Below are 17,184 nucleotides of genomic sequence, written 5' to 3' on the forward strand. Positions count from 1 at the left end.
CGTCACTGCTTGTCGAAGAGGTGCGGTTCCGAATCCATGTGGTCGAGGACGCCCACATAGGGAAGCTGGCGGTAGGAATGGGCGACGTCCATGCCGTAGCCGACCACGAACACGTCCGGGCAGGTGAACCCGACGAACTCGGCATCGATGGTGACCGCGCGCTTGTGCGGCTTTTCCAGAAGGACCGCCGTCAGAACGCGCTTCGCGCCGCGGGCCATCAGAAGATCCTTGGCGAAGGCCACCGTGCGGCCGGATTCGAGAATGTCGTCGACAAGCAGGACGTCGCGCCCGCGCACGTCGCTCTCCACATCGCGCAGGATGGCGACCTGGCCGGAGGACACCGTGCCCTCGCGATAGCTCGACAGGTGGACGAACTCGACCTGCGGCTCGAGACCCACCTTGTGCAGCGCGCGAATCAGGTCCGCCGCGAACATGAAGCTGCCCTTCAGCACAGCGACGACCAGAAGATTCTCCGGCTTCTGCTTCGCGACCTCCTGCGCCAGCTCGTCGTTGCGGCGAGCAATGGCGGTTTCGTCGAACAACACCCGGATGCGGGGAGGATTGGTCATGGCTGGTCCGTGGCAGAAAGCGGGGCACTCGCCCCTTGATCGATATTTGAGATAAATACTCACGACCACGGCGCAACGGCGAAGTCAAACGACTCCGCGCGAACTATCCACCAGGGTGTTCATCCCCCGCCCGATATTGTCTAAGGTCGATTCGGGGATTTTGGGCCCTCCGGGGCCGGTTTGCTTCATCTCTCCCGCAAGGGTAGGTGAGAGGGACGGGGGACATGCCTTGCGGCTTCCTTGGCCCTTTCGTGGATTTTTTGTTGTCACAAGGTTGGCTTTGCAGCGCGTGAAAGCGTTATACGAAAACGAATTCGATCAGGGCCTTGCCCCCGCCGTGCATTTCGAGAATGTCGGCGTACGTTATGGCATGGGCCCCGAAGTGCTCCGCGACCTCACGTTCTCCATCGAGCCCCGCTCCTTCCAGTTTCTCACCGGCCCTTCGGGGGCGGGCAAAACGACGCTGCTGCGGCTGATTCTCCTGTCCGTCCGCCCGACGCGGGGTCTCGTCTCGCTGTTTGGGCAGGATGTCTCGAAGATCTCGAAGGACGGCCTCACGGCCCTGCGCCGCCGCATGGGCGTGGTGTTTCAGGATTTTCGTCTCCTCGACCATCTCACGACCTATGAGAACGTCGCCCTGCCGCTTCGCGTCCAGGGCAAGGAGGAGGCGAGCTACCGGGCCGAAGTGGTGGAGCTCCTGCGCTGGGTCGGCCTCGGTGACCGCATGCATGTCCTGCCGCCGGTTCTCTCGGGCGGTGAGAAGCAGCGCGCGGCGATTGCCCGGGCGCTGATCGTGCGGCCCGATCTTCTTCTTGCGGACGAGCCGACCGGCAACGTGGACCCCTCCCTCGCCCGCCGCCTGCTGCGCCTTTTCATCGAGCTCAACCGCCTCGGCACCTCGGTCGTCATCGCGACGCACGACTTTTCGCTGATGGACCAGCTCAACGTGCGCCGCCTCGTCCTCGGGGACGGCCACCTGCATATCGACGCGTGACCGGCATGAGCGAACCTTCCTCCCCGAATCCGCGTCAGCCTCCCGCCGAGCGCCCGTTGCCGGCGTCCCTGCGGCGGAACGCGCCGCTGGTCCCCGTCGAATCGGCAGGCGGGCGGGCGCTTGCCGCCGTCATCGCCATCCTCACCTTCCTCGCCGCCCTTTGTGCGGGAGGGGCCGAACTGGTGGCGGCGAGTTCCGCGCAATGGCAATCGGCGGTCTCCCGCGAGATCACCATTCAGGTCCGCCCGCAGGCGCAGCGCTCCATCGAGGCGGATATCGAGCAGGCCGTCAGTCTTGCGAGGCGCGCGCCGGGCGTGGAGGAGGTGCAGACCTTCTCCAAGGCGGAATCCGAGCGCCTGCTGGAGCCGTGGCTCGGCACAGGCCTCGATTTCAGCGACCTTCCCGTTCCCCGCCTGATCGTCATCAAGCTGCAAGAAGGCACCCAGCCCGATTTTTCCGGCCTGCGGCAGGCGTTGCGGGAAAAGGTGCCGACGGCGAGCCTCGACGACCACGCCCTGTGGCTGACGAGGCTCTCGACAATGGCCAACACCGTGATCGTGGTGGGCCTTGTCCTCGTCATCCTCGTCCTCGTCGCGGCAAGCCTTGCGGTGACCTTCGCCACCCGCGGCGCGATGGCCGGAAACCGGGAGGTGGTGGACGTTCTGCACTTCGTGGGCGCCAACGACGATTACATCGCCAGGGAATTCCAGCGCCGCTTCTTCCGCCTCGGCCTGCGCGGCAGCGCGATGGGCGCTGGCGCGGCGCTCATTGTGACGATCATCCTCGGCATGCTCACGCGATCCTGGCGCGCAAGCCCCGCCGGGGACCAGTTGGAGGCGCTCTTCGGCTCCTTCAGCATCGGCTGGAGGGGTTACGCCACCGTCATTCTCATCGCCCTGATCGTCGCCTTCATCACGGCGGCGATATCGCGGTTGACAGTGAGACGCTTTCTTAACGAAGCTGGTTAATATTCAGGCGGTTTAATAGGATCGCCTCCGCCTTGCCTCATTCTGCATTATCGTCACTCAAGATGATTTTTCGCGCGCAGAGAACGGCAAACACGAGCGCCCTGGAAGCCACGGAGGCTTTCGGCTGGGGGTGGAGCGCTCATGCCGAGCACACCCCGACCCGGAAATCCTGGCTTCTGCGCTGCTTCTTCGCCGGTTTTTGCCTCAGCTTGGCCGCCATCGTCTGCGGGTTCTTCGGCTTCATCGGCTTCGTCTATTCCCTCGACCGTTTCGAGGCTCCGCCCCAGACCCGGGCGAACGGGATCGTGGCCCTGACCGGCGGATCGCAGCGGATTGATGATGCCATCGACCTTCTCGCCAAGGGCTATGCCGACCGCCTGCTGATCTCGGGCGTGAACGAAAAAACCAGCCGCGAGCAGATCTCCCGCCTCAACCCCGGCCAGCGCCATCTGTTCGATTGCTGCGTGGACCTCGATTACCGCGCCCGCAACACCATCGGCAACGCCATCGAAATCCGCCGCTGGACCGAGCGCAACCGGTTCTCCTCGCTGATCGTCGTCACCTCGAACTACCACATGCCGCGCGCGCTGGTGGAGCTCGATCACGCCTTTCCGAAGATCCAGAAAATTCCCTATTCGGTCGCGGCCTCCATCGACCCGCACGACTGGTGGCGCAGTCTTGGCGCCGTGCGCGTGCTGTTTTCCGAATACGTGAAGTTCGTCGCCGTCTGGGTTCGCACGCGCTTCGAGCAGGACCCCGAAACCTCCGCCGCCGCCAAGATCATGAGCGGCGGCGCGCCGATGATGATCGCCGATCCGGCGGAACGATAGGGCGTGGGAAACCGGTTTCCATTGTCCCGGATCATGCTTTGCCTTTGCCTCATGATCGTTCCGGGAAACCGGTTTCCACTTTCCCGGATCATGCTTTGCCTTTGCCGCATGACCATTCCGGAAAACCGGTTTCCACTTTCCCGGATCATGCTCTAGAACAAGCGGCCTTCACGGGTTCGCCCCGCCCTTTTTCCGATGATGTCCATGCTGTTCCTTCGCTCGCTCATCTTCAACGTCGCGTTCTATGCCAACACGGTCCTGTGGATGGTGTTGCTGATCCCGACGTTCTTCGTGCCGCGCCGTATCTTCATTCGCGGACCGCAGGGCTGGGCGCGCACCAGCCTATGGCTGTTCAAGGTCATCGTTGGAACGCGGGTAGACTATCGCGGCACGGAGAAGATCCCGCATGGGGGGCTCATCGTCGCGGCCAAGCATCAGTCCCTCTGGGAAACCTTCGCGCTCCTCACCCTCTTCGACGCGCCGATCTTCATTCTCAAGCGCGAATTGATGTGGATTCCGGTTTTCGGCTGGTACCTGTGGAAGGCAGGCTGCGTGCCGGTGAACCGCAAGGGCGGTTCCGCCGCCCTCCACCAGATGACCGCCCGCGCCAAGAAATCGATTGCGCAAGGCCACCAGATCCTGATCTTCCCGGAAGGCACGCGCCGACCCGCGGGGGCGGAGCCCGCCTACAAGTACGGCGTCGCGCATCTCTACCACAGCCTGGGCGCACCCTGCCTGCCGGTGGCCCTGAACTCGGGCCTCTACTGGCCACGCCGCAAGTTCATCCGCCGCCCGGGAACCGTGATCGTGGAGATCATGGACCCCATCGCGCACGGCCTGTCGCGCAACGACTTCTTCAATCTGGTGCAAGAGCGGATCGAGACCGCCTCCAACCGCCTGCTGGCGGAAGGCCGCCGCGACCTCGGCATCACCGATGCCACGGCGGAAGCCGGTCTCTCGCAGGTTTAATCGGCCAGCGCGCGGATAAGGCGCTCCAGCAGCGGATCGGTCACCCCCATCGCGACGAGGTGTTCGTGGGTCGAGCGCACATATTCCGCGTTCGGGCCCGAGACACCGTGGCCCTGCTGCACGAGAGGCAGCACATCCTCCAGCGTCGGGCGGCGGGTATATTGCGGGTGGTTGCGGTCCACGATGTAGGCGAGCGCGGTGACGTTTCGCCCATCATCCAGCCGCACCGGCAGTTCCCGCTCGAGATAGACCGAGGTGACCTGCTCGCGCTCGCGAAGGTAATCCACCGTCGCCTCAGCCTCCCCGGCCACGACCCGAAAGGCGACCCCATGGCAGCGCCCGCCCCGGTCGAGCCCGAGCACCAGCCCCGGCTTCTCCGGCGTGCCGCGATGGACATGGGAGAGGACGCACAGCGAGCGGTGATAGCCATGAAGATGCGCGTGACGGCGCTCCGCAAAGGGAAACCCCGGTCGCCACATCAGCGAGCCGTAGCCGAAAACCCATAAATCGCCGTTCTCGTCCACCATCTTTGCCAACGTCCCGCCCGAACCTTGCCCGTTTCGGGCGCTAGAGACCGAACCCGATCGGCTTCTAAAGCTCTGACTTCACATGATCTTTTCGGAAAGGCCGAATTTTTCTTTCCGCAATCATGCGCTAGCAGCTACCAAGACGCCAGACAATGGAGACATGACGATGGACAAGGCGGGCTTGAACGAGGGAGCAGGCTTGGACGAGACCGAAACCTTCGAGGTCACCCGAGGCAGCCGCTTCTGGCTCTATGCCCCCGTGACCCTTCTGGCGCTTGTCGCCATCGCCTGGAGCGCCGCGTGGTTCGTCATCAAGGGTCGCACCGTCGAGCGTCTCGATGCCTGGGTCGCCGCCGAAGCTAAGGGCGGACGGCAATGGGCCTGCCCCAACCGCACGGTTGCCGGTTTCCCGTTTCGGGTCGAAGTCGTCTGCGAGACCCTGTCCCTGAAGCAGGGGAATGTCAGCGCCTCCCTCGGGCGCGTCGAATCGGTCGCCCAAGTCTATCAGCCGCGCCTCGTCATCACCGAGATCGAAGGCCCGCTCACCCTGACAGATGGCGTCGTGACGGTGAAAGGCACCTGGGACCTGATGCAGACCAGCGTTCACGCCGCGCCCGATGGCCTGCAGCGCGCCTCGCTCGTCGCGGAGGCTCCGAATTTTACCGTTACCGGCCTTGCGCCCACAGAGATCGGCACGTCGAGCGCTCATTTCGAGGCGCACTTACGGCCCAACCCCTCACGCGCCGCCGAGGGCGCCTATGATGTCGCCATCAGCAGCCGTCAGGCCAAAATCCCGGCCCTCGACAACCTGATCGGCGGCGGTGAGCCGACCGACCTCCAGCTCGATGTGACGGCAACGAAGGCGCAGGGCTTTCGCGGCCGCCCGGCGGTCGAAGAGCTGGAACGCTGGCGCGCGGCGGACGGCAAGGTGGACGTGCTAATGCTCTCCCTCACCAAGGGCAACCGCAAGCTCGAGGGCAAGGGCGCGCTCTGGCTCGACGAATTGCACCGCCCGGCGGGACAGTTCGAGATCGCGGCGGCAGGGCTTGAGGGGCTTCTCGGCAACGCCACGGGCAACAAGGCGGCGGGGGCGCTCATCGGCGCGCTGCTCGGCCAGGGCCAGCGGTCGGCGAACGGCCAGCCGAAGCTCGTGCCAATGCCGCCCTTGCGGATCGACAACGGCAAATTGGCGATGGGGCCGTTCGTGGTTCCGGGCGTAAGGCTGATGCCGCTCTACTAACCTTAGCCTTACCCCTGACGACGGCGGCCGAAATCCGGCTCCGCCGCGTCCTGCCCTTCCGAAATGATGCCGCGACGGATGGCGCGGGTGCGGGTGAAGAGGTCGAACAACTTGTCGCCCTCTCCCCAGCGGATCGCGCGGGCAAGAAGCGCGATGTCCTCGTTGAGGCGCCCGAGCATTTCGAGCACCGCTTCCTTGTTGTGCAGGAAGACATCGCGCCACATGGTCGGGTCCGACGCGGCGATGCGCGTGAAGTCGCGGAAGCCGCCCGCCGAAAACTTGATGACTTCGGATTGCGTCACCGTCTCGAGATCCGCCGCCGTGCCGACGATGTTGTAGGCGATGAGATGCGGCACATGGCTCGTGATCGCCAGCACCAAGTCGTGATGCTGCGCGCTCATCACCTCGACATTCGAGCCCATCGCCTCCCAGAAGGCGCGCACGCGCCCGGTGGCGGCTTCGTCCGTTTCCTCACGCGGCGTGAGAATGCACCAGCGATTGTGAAAGAGCGTCGAGAAGCCAGCATCGGGGCCGGAATGCTCCGTGCCTGCGACCGGGTGCGCTGGCACGAAATGCACGCCGTCGGGCAGATGCGGCTCGACCTGCGCCATCACCGAGGCTTTCACCGAGCCGACATCCGAGACGATGGCCCCCGCTTTCAGCCCGCCGCGCATGGCCCTCGCCACCACGCCGCACGCGCCGACAGGAACGCACAGGATGACGAGATCCGCGTCTCTGACGCCGACGGCGGCATCCGCCGTCACCTCGTCGGCGATCTTCAGTTCGCGCACCCGCGCCAGCACGGCCTCATTGGCGTCAACGGCCACGAGGTCACGCGCAAGATTGAGCTGGCGCGCGGCGCGAATGATCGAGGAGCCGATGAGCCCGAGGCCGATAATGGCGACGCGCTCGAACAGCGGTTCTTTCAGCGGCGGACCGAGACGCTCAGGCATGGGGCTTACCGCTCATGAATTCGCGCAAAGCCGAGACCACGAGGCGGTTCGCCTCCTCGTCGCCGACGGTCAGGCGCAGCGCGTCGGGCAGGCCGTAGGCGTCGATGCGGCGCAGGATCAGGCCACGACTCGTCAGGAACGCATCGGCATCCTTGGAGGTGCGGCCCGCTTCCTTCGGGAAGTGGATCAAAAGGAAGTTACCGACGCTCGGCGTCACTTTAAGCCCAAGCGCCTCGATCTCCTTCGTCAGCCACGCGAGCCACTGATCATTATGCGCAAGCGCCTTGGCGAGATGCGCGTCATCCTGAATCGCGGCGATGCCGGCGGCCATCGCGGGGCCGTTGATGTTGAACGGCCCACGGATGCGGTTGACCGCATCGATCACATGCGCCGGCGCCACCATCCAGCCGAGCCGCAGGTTGGCGAGGCCGTAGACCTTCGAGAAGGTGCGCGTCATCACCACGTTCTCGCTGGTAGCGACGAGTTCGAGGCCGGATTCGTAATCGTTCTTGCGGACATATTCCGCATAGGCCGCATCGAGCACGAGCAGCACATGCGGCGGTAATGCGGCCTGCAGGCGCTTCACCTCGTCGAAGGGAACGTAGGTGCCCGTCGGGTTGTTCGGATTGGCGAGGAAAACGATCTTGGTCTTCGGCGTCACCGCCGCAAGGATCGCATCCACATCGGTCTTGTAGTCCTTCTCCTTCGCCACGACCGGCGTGCCGCCGGCGGCAAGGATCGCGATGCGGTAGACGAGAAAGCCGTGTTCCGAGAAAATGCCTTCATCGCCCTGGCCCACATAGGCGTTGGTGATGAGCGAGAGAAGTTCATCCGAGCCCGCGCCGCACAGGATGCGGTTGGGATCGAGCCCGAACTTCCCGGCAATCGCCTCGCGCAGCCTGGCGACCGACCCGTCCGGATAAAGCTCGAAATGGTTCGCCGCCTTCACCGCCTCGATAGCCTTCGGCGAAGGGCCGAGCGGCGTCTCGTTGGAGGAGAGCTTGTGAATCTTCACGACGCCGGTGGCGGCGCTCTTGCCGGGCACATAGGCTTCGATCTGCATCACGCCGGGACGCGGCTGGGGACGAACGGACATGGGTCTTCCTGAAAGAATTCGACGGGAAAGGCTCTAGCGCAGGTTTTTCTCTATTTCACGTGGAAACGTTCCGCGTGGCTTCCGACTTCGGTGAGGTCGGTGAGGCTGGCACCGCTCTTGGTGAGCGCACCATGAAGATCGCCCTGCGCCACACGGCCATGCATGGCAATGAGGGCCGAGAGCCCCTCCGCGTCGGCGGCGCTGGCGACGACCTCACCGCCAAGCTCGGCCAGGACGGCATTCACGCCCTTATGCCATCGCTCGAACTGGGCGGCATAGAGCACAACGTCGCGGACGGCGGCATCGGCCAGCGGCTTGGAGATGACGAAGACCGGCGTTCCGGCGGGATGGTCCGGGCGCTCGATGAAGGGCAGACGGGCGATGATCTTGGGCCGCTCCTCTACTGCGAGCGTCCGCCACCAGGCCCCGCTCGAGGCGCCCTGATCGATACGGAAGATGCCGAGATCCCCGCGCCCGCCGGCCACCGCCTCGATCACCGCCCCCGCGCTCGGGTGGCTCACATAAGGAACCGTGAAGCCGAAATGGAAACGGGCTGAATCGCGCATCGGCGCATCGCCCCCGGAAATGTCCGCATGCACCGTGTAGGGCGCCTGGACATAGGTGAAGGTGGCGATGATGACGCGCCAGATGCTCTCCACCGTATCGAGGGGCAGAAGCCCCTCATGACGCTCGGCGAGCGCGCGCATCATCGAGGCCTCGCGCCCGGGCCGGAAGGCGGAGCCGGATTCGGAGGTCTTCTTCACCTTGATGAGGCGATCGATGATGGTGCCCCGCTCCATCAGAAGCCGGTGCATCGTCTCGTCGATCCGGTCGATCTCCTGGCGCAGTTCAACGAGAGAGGGGGCGGGCTGTTGAGCGGTCATAAGCATGATCCTGAAAAGGCCGCCCTTCTTTCGCAGCCTCGCGCCTCCCTGCCAAGGGGGAGTGTGCGGGCGGCAGGATTGCGCCCATTCTCGTTGACGCCCGCCCCGCCGCGAATTACCGGTGTTCGGAAGGACGAACGATTTCGGTATTCTTTCGGTATTCATGGCCCATCCAACCGTTCCCGCCGAACCCCGCAGCCAGGTCGACGATCCGTCGAGCCTTGTGGCGCGTTTCGGGGCGGACGAGCCCTTGATGATGGATGCGGGTGTCGCCATCGCGCCCTGGCAGATCGCCTATCAGACCTATGGCACTCTCAACGCGGACAAGAGCAACGCCGTCCTCGTCTGCCATGCGCTCACCGGCGACCAGCATGTGGCCAATGTCAGCCCCGTGACGGGCAAGCCCGGCTGGTGGTCGACGATGGTCGGACCGGGCCGCCCGGTCGATACGGACCGGTTCTTCGTGATCTGCGCCAACGTGATCGGCGGCTGCATGGGCACCACGGGGCCCGCCTCCATCAACCCGGCGACGGGCGAGCCCTATGCCCTCGATTTCCCGGTGGTGACGATCCACGACATGGTGCGGGCGCAGGCCGCGCTCATCGACCGGCTCGGCATCGAGAGCCTGTTCTGCGTGGTCGGCGGCTCGATGGGCGGCATGCAGGTGCTGCAATGGGCCGCAAGCTACCCGGAGCGGGTTTTCGCAGCGTTGCCGATTGCCACCGCCGCGCGCCATTCGGCGCAGAACATCGCCTTTCACGAGGTCGGCCGTCAGGCGATCATGGCCGATCCCGATTGGCGCGGCGGTCGCTACCTTGCCGAGGACACGCGCCCCACGAAGGGCCTCGCGGTGGCGCGCATGGGCGCGCATATCACCTACCTGTCCGAGATGGCCCTGCACCGGAAGTTCGGGCGCAACTTCCAGGACCGCAGCGCGCCGACCTTCTCCTTCGATGCGGATTTCCAGATCGAGAGCTACCTGCGCTATCAGGGTCTCTCCTTCGTCGAACGCTTCGACGCCAATTCGTATCTCTATGTGACGCGGGCGATGGATTACTTCGACCTCGCCGCAGAGCATGGCGGTTCGCTCGCCAATGCGTTTCGCGGCAAGGCGACACGGTTCTGCGTGATCTCCTTCACGTCCGACTGGCTGTTCCCGACTTCCGATTCCCGCGCCATCGTGCATGCGCTGAATGCGGCGGCGGCCTCCGTCGGCTTCGTGGAGATCGAGAGCGACAAGGGGCACGACGCCTTCCTGCTCGACGAGCCGGAAATGTTTTCCGCCGCCCGCGGCTTCATCGACGCGGCGGCGCGCGTGCGGGGGCTCGCATGACGGAGCAGACCACGACACGCCTCGACTTCCTCCTCGTCGCCGACATGGTGGCGAGGGGTTCGCGCGTTCTCGATATCGGCTCGGGCGACGGTTCGCTCCTCGAACTCCTGCGCGAGCGCCGCGACGTGGACGGGCGCGGCATCGAACTCTCCCGCGAGGGCGTTAGCGAATGCCTCGCCAAGGGGCTCGCTGTCATTCAGGGCGATGCCGACACGGACCTTGCGGATTATCCAGACGACGCTTTCGACTACGTCATCCTGTCACAGACCATCCAGGCGACACGCCAGCCGAAGGTGGTGCTGGAGCACCTGTTGCGCATCGGGCGGCGGGCCATCGTCTCGTTCCCGAATTTCGGCCATTGGCGCGTGCGCCTCGACCTCGCCTTTCGCGGACGTATGCCGGTGACGGAGAACATGCCGTTCTCCTGGTACGACACACCGAACATCCACTTCTGCACCATTCGCGACTTCGTGGCTTTGTGCGACGAAGTCGGCGCGCAGATGGAAAAGGCCGTCGCCCTCGACGCCGGCGGCCACCCGATCCGCGTCGCCCTGCCCTGGTGGGTGTGGAACCTCTTCGGCGCACAGGGCGTGTTTCTGCTGAAGCGGAGCTGATTGGCGTCATCCCGGACACCAAAGGCGATCCGGGATCGCGTGACGAGAATGGCGGCATCGACTGCTGACGATCCCGGGCTCCGCTACGCGGCCCCGGGATGACGGGCCTCTCTCACCTACCCCTCCTTCGCCGCCAGCGGATGCAGATCGCGCACCATGCTTTTCAGGCGCTCGTCGAGAACGTGGGTGTAGATCTGCGTCGTCGAAATATCGGAATGGCCGAGCAATTCCTGCACGACGCGCAAGTCCGCGCCGTTCTGCAAGAGATGGCTCGCGAAAGCATGGCGCAGGACGTGCGGGCTCACCTTGTCGCCGCGCAATCCCGCTGCGGCCGCGGTGGCTTTGAGATCGCGGGCGAAAGCCTGCCGTGTCAGATAACCGCTCTCACTGTCGGCGGGAAAAAGCCAGGTGCCGCTCACCTTCCCCTTCTCCTCCAGCAACGCGAGATAGGCTTGCGCCGCCTCCCGCGCCGCGTCGGTCAGCGGCACGAGGCGCTCCTTCGCGCCCTTGCCGCGCACCACGAGAAAGCGGTCGCGGGTCTTTGCCGCGCTGCGCGGGAGCGAGATGAGTTCGGAGACGCGAAGACCCGTCGCGTATAGCAGTTCCAAAAGGCACGCCATGCGCGCAGAGCGAAGACGCTCGGCGGAGCTGGCCTTGGCGTTGTCCGCGCCCTCCTGCGCGACATGCAGGAGGCGATCCACCTCCTCGACCGAGAGCACCTTGGGCAGGGCTCGCCCGCGCTTCGGCGCGGAGACGGCGGCCGTCGGGTCCTCCGGCGCGTAGCCTTCCACATAGAGAAACTTGTGAAACTGGCGCACCGCCGAAAGGCGACGGGCTGCGGATGAGGCCTTCAAGCCGCGCTCCTCAAGGCTCGCCATGAAGCCGCGCACCGTGGCGGCAAGGGTGGTCGCAGGCTCGGCCTTCTGCTCGCGTAAGTATTCCAGATAATCGTCAAGGTCGCGCCGATAGGCGTCGAGCGTGTTCTTCGACGCTCCGCGTTCGGCGGCGAGCATGTCGAGAAAGAGGCTGGCGTGGCGCGCGCCGCTCATTTGGACGGCAGACGGTTGGCGGGGATCGGAACCGTGATCTCGCGGATATCCGGTTGAACGAATGTCGCCAGCACGAAAACCGCCGCGAGCCCAAGGCCGGCGAGAATGGCGATGACGACGAGAAACCGGAACAGGGTCGGCACGGGATCCTCGAAAAGCTTGCCGCCGATACACCATGACACGCCGTTCGAGGCAAGCCCGCCTGAATAGCCCCGCCCTCCCCGCCTTTACCTTGACTGCGGGAGCCTGCGGGAAGGCTGTGACAGGGGCCGCCCTCCCGTGCTAGGACAAGGCATGAACAATTTCAGCCGCTTCAACCCCCAGGACGAGGGCGGCGGGCAGGATGTGGAGACACCCGAGGGCGGCCACCCGGTCAGCCACCTTCTCGGCGCGCGCTCCATCGTGCTCGTCGGCCTGATGGGCGCCGGAAAGAGCACGGTCGGGCGCCGGCTGGCGCAGAAGCTCGGCTTGCCCTTCCGTGATGCCGACCATGAAATCGAAACCGCGGCGGGCATGACCATTCCGGACATCTTCACCATTCACGGCGAGGGGCATTTCCGCGACGGCGAGCGGCGGGTGATCGGCAGGCTTCTGCAGCAGGGCCCGATGGTGCTGGCCACCGGCGGCGGCGCCTTCATGAATGCGGAGACCCGCGCACGGATCGAGGAATCGGGCATCTCGGTCTGGCTTCGGGCCGACCTCGACGTTTTAATGAAACGGGTGCGCAAGCGTGGCAACAGGCCCCTTCTGCAAAACCCCGATCCGGAAGGCACCATGAGAAAGCTCATGGATGAGCGCCATCCGGTCTACGCCACGGCGGACCTGACGGTGGATTCCCATGAAGCGCCGCACGACCGGGTCGTCCTCGACATCATCGACGCCTTGACCGCCTGGTTCAAGGCGCAAGGGAGAACCTGACCATGAGCGGCGCAGCGGCGCGACAGGCGGCGGCAGCCTTCACCACCGTTCCGGTGCCCCTCGACGACAGGGCCTACGACATCTTCGTCGGACGCGGGCTTCTCGCCGAGGCCGGAGCGCGCATCGCCGCGTTGAAGGCACGCGCGGCGGTCATCGTCACGGACGCCAATGTCGGCCCGCTTTATGCGGAGCCGCTCGCCGGAGCGCTGCGCCAGAACGGTCTGACCGCCTCCATCGTCACCCTGCCGCCAGGCGAAGCAACGAAGTCCTATGCGCGGCTGGAAGAGGTCTGCGACGCCATTCTCGCAGCCAGGATCGAGCGTGGCGATCTCGTGATTGCGCTCGGCGGCGGCGTGATCGGCGATCTCACCGGTTTCGCGGCGGCCATCGTGCGACGCGGTGTGCGCTTCGTGCAGATGCCGACGACCCTGCTTTCACAAGTGGATTCCTCCGTCGGCGGCAAGACCGGCATCAATTCGCCCCACGGCAAAAATCTCGTCGGCGCATTCCATCAGCCGAGCCTCGTTCTGGCGGATACCGCCCTTCTCGACAGTCTCTCCTTGCGCGAGATGCGCGCGGGCTACGCGGAAGTGGTGAAATACGGCCTCATCAACGATGCCGCCTTCTTCGCCTGGTGCGAGAAGAACTGGCGCGGCGTGTTCGCGGGCGGGCCGGAGCGTGATGAGGCGGTGGCGCAAAGCTGCCGCGCGAAGGCGGCTGTCGTCGTCCGCGACGAGCGCGAGGACGGCGACCGCGCGCTTCTCAACCTCGGCCACACCTTCGGCCACGCGTTGGAGCGCATCACGGCCTACGACTCCAAGCGCCTCGTACACGGCGAGGGCGTTGCCATCGGCATGGTGCTCGCCTTCCGTTTCTCCGCCGCGCTGGGCCTTGCGCCCGTGGCCGATGCCGAGCGGGTCGAGGCGCATCTCAAGGAGGTCGGCCTTCCGACCCGCCTCGATCAGGTGCCCGGCGGATGTGGAACGCCGGACGAACTTCTCGACGCCATGTCGCAGGACAAGAAGGTGAGCGGCGGCGCTCTCACCTTCATCCTGGCAAAGGGCATCGGCCAGAGCTTCATCGCCAAAGGCGTGGAGGCTGAGAAGGTTCGCGCCTTCCTGGCGGAGCAACTTCAATCCCGGTAGAGTCCATGTCCGAGGACCATATTTCCATCTCTCTCTGGCTTGCGAGCGGCATCGTCGCTCTCTCGTTGATCCTTTCCGCCTTCTTCGCGGCGGCTGAGACGGCGTTCACGGCATCCTCACGGGCCCGGATGCTCGGTCTTCAGGATGCGGGAGACACCCGCGCGCGCATCGTCAACCGCCTCCTGAACCAGCGCGAACGGTTCATCGGCGCCATGCTGATCGGCTACAACATCGTCGCCATCGGCGCATCCTCGTTCACGACGAGCGTCCTTGTCGGCGTGTTCGGCAAGGAGGGCGTGGTCTATGCCACGGTGGTCATGTCGGTCCTCGTCATCGTCTTCGCCGAAGTGATGCCGAAGACGCTCGCGATCAGCGCGCCGGAACGCGTTTCGCTCCTGATCGCTCGCCCCGTCGCCTGGACAGTCGCCCTGTTCGGCCCACTGACACACGCCACGGAAAAGCTGGTGCGCCTGATGCTACTGCCCTTCGGCATCCGCATCGGTGAGAATGTTTCGATTCTCTCGGCCGCGGACGAGCTGCGCGGACAGGTCAATCTGCTGCACCGGGAGGGCGGCGTCGCGAAAATTGAGCGCGACATGCTCGGCGGCCTTCTCGATCTCGAAGAGCTTTCCGTCTCCGACGTGATGGTTCACCGCACGAAGATGCGCACCATCGACGCCGATCTTTCATCCGAAGAGATCGTGCGCGAGGTTCTCGCCTCGCCCTATACGCGCATTCCGCTCTGGCGCGGCAGTCAGGAGAACATCATCGGCGTTCTGCACGCCAAGGATCTCTTGCGCGCCCTCGATGCCGTCGGTGGCGATGCGAGCAAGCTCAACGTGGAAGACATCGCGCTCGAAACCTGGTTCGTGCCCGACACCTCTTCCTTGCGCGATCAGCTCAAGGCGTTCCTCTCCAAGAAAACCCACTTCGCTCTCGTCGTCGACGAATACGGCGAGGTGATGGGGCTGGTGACGCTCGAGGACATCCTCGAAGAGATCGTCGGCGACATCAAGGACGAGCACGATCTTTCCGTCCAGGGCGTGCGCCCGCAGCCCAACGGCTCGGTGAACGTGGACGGCTCCGTGCCGATCCGCGACCTCAACCGCGTGATGGACTGGGGATTGCCGGACGAGGAAGCGACAACCATCGCCGGCCTCGTGATCCATGAAGCACAGACCATTCCCGACACGGGCCAGGCCTTCACATTCCACGGCTTCCGCTTTCAGGTTCTGCGCAAATCCCGCAACCGCATCACCGCGCTCAAGATCACGCCGGTTTTGCTTGCGCGGAAGCAGGCGTGATCGACGCGACGACGGGCGCGGGCTTCGGGGCCGTCGCCATGAACTGCGCCTTGGCAAGTTCCGCAAAACGCCCGCCTTTCGCGACAAGCTCGTCGAACGTGCCGCTTTCCACCACACGGCCGTGATCGAAAACGAGGATGCGATCCGCATTGCGGATCGTCGCCAGGCGGTGCGCGATGACGAAGGTGGTGCGGCCCTTCATCACCTCTTCGAGCGCCCGTTGCAGCTTCTGTTCGGTGGCGGCATCGAGGGCGCTCGTCGCCTCATCGAGAATGAGGATCGGCGGGTTCTTCAAAAGCGCCCGCGCGATGGACAGGCGCTGGCGCTCACCGCCTGAAAGCGAACGGCCACGCTCGCCGATGATGGTGCGAAGCCCTTCGCTCTGGCGGGAAATGAACTCGCTCGCCTGCGCACGCTCCAGCGCGGCGATCATGTCCTCATCCGTCGCGTTGGGCTGGCCGACCTGCAGGTTCTCCCGGATGGAGCGGGCGAACAGCATCGGCTCCTGAAACACCACGCCGATGTTCCGCCGCAGCGAGGCGAGCGTAATGTCGCGGATGTCCTCGCCGTCGATGCGGATCGCGCCCGATTGCGGATCGAAAGCGCGGTGGAGAAGGCCAAGGGTCGTCGATTTTCCGGAGCCCGTTGCGCCGACAAGCGCCACGGTCTCGCCGGGAGCGACGTGGAACGAAACGTCCAGCACCGCCGAGCGTTTGCCGTCGTAGGAAAAGCTCACATTATCGAAGGCGACCTCGCCCTTGAAGCGGTCGATGGTCTTCGCGGCGGGCCGGTTCTGGACAGCGGGCGCGGTGTCGAGAATCTCGAAGAACTCGCGCATCTTCGGCGCCTGCATGAAGAGCTGATTGACGAAGTTCACTGCCTGCTCGAGCCGCCCGATGAGCATGTTGGCGATGCTCATGAACATCACGATCTCGCCGATGGTGGCGAGCCCGGCAAGATGCAGCCCCGTACCGACGATGAAGATCGCGGTGATGGTGATCGTCGCGGAGGCCCGCGAGGCGACGGAGGCGATGGCCCACCAGGAGAGGACCGGGTTCTGCGCTTTCAGCAGTTGCTCGATGATATGGCCAAGTGCCCGCGATTCCGCCTCGATGCGCGTGAAGGACTGGATCACCGGCACGTTGCCGAGGGCGTCGGAGGCGCGTTCGGCAAGCGTCGAATGAAAGCGCTCCACCCGCCCCTGAAGGCTCTCGGTCTTGCGCAACACGATCGTTGTGAGAACGGCGAAGACCACGACGAGCGCCAGAAGAAGAAGGCCAAGACGCCAGTTCAGGAACACCGTCAGCGGCATGAGCACCACGAGCGCCACCAGCGCCGCGCAATGCTCGCGAAAGAAGCCGAGCCAGAGCCACGCCATGCCGCTCGAACCGTCGAGCATGACCTTCAACACGCGTCCCGAATGGGTGGACGTGTGGAAAGCGAGCGGCAGTTCGAGCACATGCTCGAAATAATCCGCCATCACCGCGAGCCTGCGGCGATGAGACAGGCGGTCGGCGTAGAGCGCGACGAGCACGCCCGCCGCGATGGCGAAGAAGGCAAAACCGACCCAGGCGACGATGAGCGGCGTCAAAACGCCGAAGGTCACGGGTCGCCCACCCGTGCTCTGCGCCTGCGTCAGAACGTCGATGATGCGCCCGAACAGGATCGGCTCGGCGAAGGCGGAGATTGCCAGCGCCACGTTGGCGAGGGCGAGAACGGCTCCGATTTTCAGATCCGAACCGAGTTGGCCGAGGACGCGCACATAAAGACGGATCAGCCACATGCGGGATC

General features: G+C 64.9%; 18 protein-coding genes. 10 read left to right on the forward strand and 8 right to left on the reverse strand.

Annotated features, from left to right (window positions below; genetic code table 11):
• Positions 1-2 precede the first annotated feature (2 nt).
• A complete protein-coding gene (gene hpt, locus DQW91_RS00870; protein WP_112661704.1) occupies positions 3-569 on the reverse strand; it encodes a hypoxanthine phosphoribosyltransferase in 567 nt (188 codons plus the stop codon).
• A gap of 370 nt (positions 570-939) precedes the next feature.
• Here hpt and DQW91_RS00875 point away from each other — a divergent pair, with 370 nt between their 5' ends.
• The 4 genes from DQW91_RS00875 to DQW91_RS00890 all read left to right on the forward strand — a co-directional run bounded on the left by DQW91_RS00875 (position 940) and on the right by DQW91_RS00890 (position 4,330).
• Positions 940-1,563 carry a cell division ATP-binding protein FtsE gene (locus DQW91_RS00875; RefSeq protein ID WP_245410895.1) on the forward strand — a complete coding sequence of 208 codons (624 nt, stop codon included), beginning with the start codon at positions 940-942 and terminating at the stop codon, positions 1,561-1,563.
• Between the two features lie 5 nt (positions 1,564-1,568).
• Positions 1,569-2,531 (forward strand): cell division protein FtsX, encoded by a 963-nt coding sequence (locus DQW91_RS00880; protein WP_112662383.1) that lies wholly within the window; start codon positions 1,569-1,571, stop codon positions 2,529-2,531.
• A 62-nt stretch (positions 2,532-2,593) separates the two neighbouring features.
• Entirely contained in the window at positions 2,594-3,361 is a 768-nt protein-coding gene (locus DQW91_RS00885; RefSeq protein ID WP_112661705.1) for a YdcF family protein, read from the forward strand.
• Between the two features lie 204 nt (positions 3,362-3,565).
• On the forward strand, positions 3,566-4,330 hold the full coding sequence (locus tag DQW91_RS00890) for a lysophospholipid acyltransferase family protein (RefSeq protein WP_342633202.1): 765 nt from the start codon (positions 3,566-3,568) through the stop codon (positions 4,328-4,330).
• Here DQW91_RS00890 and DQW91_RS00895 read toward each other — a convergent pair.
• A complete protein-coding gene (locus tag DQW91_RS00895; RefSeq protein ID WP_112661706.1) occupies positions 4,327-4,857 on the reverse strand; it encodes a gamma-glutamylcyclotransferase in 531 nt (176 codons plus the stop codon). The genes DQW91_RS00890 and DQW91_RS00895 overlap by 4 nt on opposite strands.
• Before the next feature lie 160 nt (positions 4,858-5,017).
• Between DQW91_RS00895 and DQW91_RS00900 the strand changes: the two genes are divergently transcribed.
• Positions 5,018-6,097, forward strand: a complete 1,080-nt coding sequence (locus tag DQW91_RS00900; RefSeq protein ID WP_157961291.1) for a DUF2125 domain-containing protein — start codon at positions 5,018-5,020, stop codon at positions 6,095-6,097.
• Between the two features lie 8 nt (positions 6,098-6,105).
• Here DQW91_RS00900 and DQW91_RS00905 read toward each other — a convergent pair whose 3' ends face one another.
• Genes DQW91_RS00905 through DQW91_RS00915 form a run of 3 tightly spaced genes read right to left on the reverse strand, consistent with a single transcriptional unit; the run spans position 6,106 to position 9,030 of the window.
• Positions 6,106-7,050 carry a prephenate/arogenate dehydrogenase family protein gene (locus tag DQW91_RS00905; RefSeq protein WP_112661708.1) on the reverse strand — a complete coding sequence of 315 codons (945 nt, stop codon included), beginning with the start codon at positions 7,048-7,050 and terminating at the stop codon, positions 6,106-6,108.
• Positions 7,043-8,146, reverse strand: a complete 1,104-nt coding sequence (gene hisC, locus DQW91_RS00910; protein WP_112661709.1) for a histidinol-phosphate transaminase — start codon at positions 8,144-8,146, stop codon at positions 7,043-7,045. Before hisC ends, DQW91_RS00905 begins: the two co-directional genes overlap by 8 nt.
• Before the next feature lie 50 nt (positions 8,147-8,196).
• Positions 8,197-9,030 (reverse strand): chorismate mutase, encoded by an 834-nt coding sequence (locus DQW91_RS00915; protein ID WP_112661710.1) that lies wholly within the window; start codon positions 9,028-9,030, stop codon positions 8,197-8,199.
• Positions 9,031-9,193: 163 nt separating this feature from the next.
• Between DQW91_RS00915 and metX the strand changes: the two genes are divergently transcribed.
• Together metX and metW are read left to right on the forward strand one after the other, a co-directional pair.
• Positions 9,194-10,363 (forward strand): homoserine O-acetyltransferase MetX, encoded by a 1,170-nt coding sequence (gene metX, locus DQW91_RS00920; RefSeq protein ID WP_112661711.1) that lies wholly within the window; start codon positions 9,194-9,196, stop codon positions 10,361-10,363.
• The gene (gene metW / locus DQW91_RS00925) at positions 10,360-10,977 is read left to right on the forward strand and encodes a methionine biosynthesis protein MetW (protein ID WP_112661712.1); all 618 of its coding nucleotides are present in this window, start codon (positions 10,360-10,362) and stop codon (positions 10,975-10,977) included. Before metX ends, metW begins: the two co-directional genes overlap by 4 nt.
• A 116-nt stretch (positions 10,978-11,093) precedes the next feature.
• Here the strand turns inward: metW and xerD are convergent, their stop codons facing one another.
• Both xerD and DQW91_RS00935 read right to left on the reverse strand, forming a co-directional pair.
• On the reverse strand, positions 11,094-12,026 hold the full coding sequence (xerD, locus tag DQW91_RS00930; protein WP_112661713.1) for a site-specific tyrosine recombinase XerD: 933 nt from the start codon (positions 12,024-12,026) through the stop codon (positions 11,094-11,096).
• A complete protein-coding gene (locus DQW91_RS00935; protein ID WP_425373352.1) occupies positions 12,023-12,208 on the reverse strand; it encodes a histidine kinase in 186 nt (61 codons plus the stop codon). The genes xerD and DQW91_RS00935 overlap by 4 nt, the downstream gene beginning before the upstream one ends.
• 112 nt (positions 12,209-12,320) lie before the next feature.
• Here DQW91_RS00935 and DQW91_RS00940 point away from each other — a divergent pair, with 112 nt between their 5' ends.
• From DQW91_RS00940 to DQW91_RS00950, 3 genes are read left to right on the forward strand one after another with little or no spacing between them, the layout of a single operon-like run.
• On the forward strand, positions 12,321-12,944 hold the full coding sequence (locus DQW91_RS00940) for a shikimate kinase (protein ID WP_112661714.1): 624 nt from the start codon (positions 12,321-12,323) through the stop codon (positions 12,942-12,944).
• Positions 12,945-12,946: 2 nt separating this feature from the next.
• Positions 12,947-14,089 (forward strand): 3-dehydroquinate synthase, encoded by a 1,143-nt coding sequence (gene aroB, locus DQW91_RS00945; protein WP_112661715.1) that lies wholly within the window; start codon positions 12,947-12,949, stop codon positions 14,087-14,089.
• A 5-nt stretch (positions 14,090-14,094) separates the two neighbouring features.
• Positions 14,095-15,393: an HlyC/CorC family transporter gene (locus DQW91_RS00950; protein ID WP_112661716.1), complete on the forward strand. Its 1,299-nt coding sequence runs from the start codon at positions 14,095-14,097 to the stop codon at positions 15,391-15,393.
• Here the strand turns inward: DQW91_RS00950 and DQW91_RS00955 are convergent.
• Positions 15,359-17,176, reverse strand: a complete 1,818-nt coding sequence (locus DQW91_RS00955) for a glucan ABC transporter ATP-binding protein/ permease (RefSeq protein ID WP_112661717.1) — start codon at positions 17,174-17,176, stop codon at positions 15,359-15,361. The genes DQW91_RS00950 and DQW91_RS00955 overlap by 35 nt on opposite strands.
• Positions 17,177-17,184 lie beyond the last annotated feature (8 nt).

It is taken from the genome of Microvirga flavescens (genome assembly GCF_003290125.1).
GTDB lineage: Bacteria > Pseudomonadota > Alphaproteobacteria > Rhizobiales > Beijerinckiaceae > Microvirga > Microvirga flavescens.

Excerpts from the sequence above, each read along its gene's own strand:
- hpt (WP_112661704.1), bottom strand. The coding sequence starts at position 569 with ATGACCAATCCTCCCCGCATCCGGGTGTTGTTCGACGAAACCGCCATT.
- DQW91_RS00875 (WP_245410895.1), top strand. The coding sequence starts at position 940 with ATGGGCCCCGAAGTGCTCCGCGACCTCACGTTCTCCATCGAGCCCCGC.
- DQW91_RS00880 (WP_112662383.1), top strand. The coding sequence starts at position 1,569 with ATGAGCGAACCTTCCTCCCCGAATCCGCGTCAGCCTCCCGCCGAGCGC.
- DQW91_RS00885 (WP_112661705.1), top strand. The coding sequence starts at position 2,594 with ATGATTTTTCGCGCGCAGAGAACGGCAAACACGAGCGCCCTGGAAGCC.
- DQW91_RS00890 (WP_342633202.1), top strand. The coding sequence starts at position 3,566 with ATGCTGTTCCTTCGCTCGCTCATCTTCAACGTCGCGTTCTATGCCAAC.
- DQW91_RS00895 (WP_112661706.1), bottom strand. The coding sequence starts at position 4,857 with ATGGTGGACGAGAACGGCGATTTATGGGTTTTCGGCTACGGCTCGCTG.
- DQW91_RS00900 (WP_157961291.1), top strand. The coding sequence starts at position 5,018 with ATGACGATGGACAAGGCGGGCTTGAACGAGGGAGCAGGCTTGGACGAG.
- DQW91_RS00905 (WP_112661708.1), bottom strand. The coding sequence starts at position 7,050 with ATGCCTGAGCGTCTCGGTCCGCCGCTGAAAGAACCGCTGTTCGAGCGC.
- hisC (WP_112661709.1), bottom strand. The coding sequence starts at position 8,146 with ATGTCCGTTCGTCCCCAGCCGCGTCCCGGCGTGATGCAGATCGAAGCC.
- DQW91_RS00915 (WP_112661710.1), bottom strand. The coding sequence starts at position 9,030 with ATGACCGCTCAACAGCCCGCCCCCTCTCTCGTTGAACTGCGCCAGGAG.
- metX (WP_112661711.1), top strand. The coding sequence starts at position 9,194 with ATGGCCCATCCAACCGTTCCCGCCGAACCCCGCAGCCAGGTCGACGAT.
- metW (WP_112661712.1), top strand. The coding sequence starts at position 10,360 with ATGACGGAGCAGACCACGACACGCCTCGACTTCCTCCTCGTCGCCGAC.
- xerD (WP_112661713.1), bottom strand. The coding sequence starts at position 12,026 with ATGAGCGGCGCGCGCCACGCCAGCCTCTTTCTCGACATGCTCGCCGCC.
- DQW91_RS00940 (WP_112661714.1), top strand. The coding sequence starts at position 12,321 with ATGAACAATTTCAGCCGCTTCAACCCCCAGGACGAGGGCGGCGGGCAG.
- aroB (WP_112661715.1), top strand. The coding sequence starts at position 12,947 with ATGAGCGGCGCAGCGGCGCGACAGGCGGCGGCAGCCTTCACCACCGTT.
- DQW91_RS00950 (WP_112661716.1), top strand. The coding sequence starts at position 14,095 with ATGTCCGAGGACCATATTTCCATCTCTCTCTGGCTTGCGAGCGGCATC.
- DQW91_RS00955 (WP_112661717.1), bottom strand. The coding sequence starts at position 17,176 with ATGTGGCTGATCCGTCTTTATGTGCGCGTCCTCGGCCAACTCGGTTCG.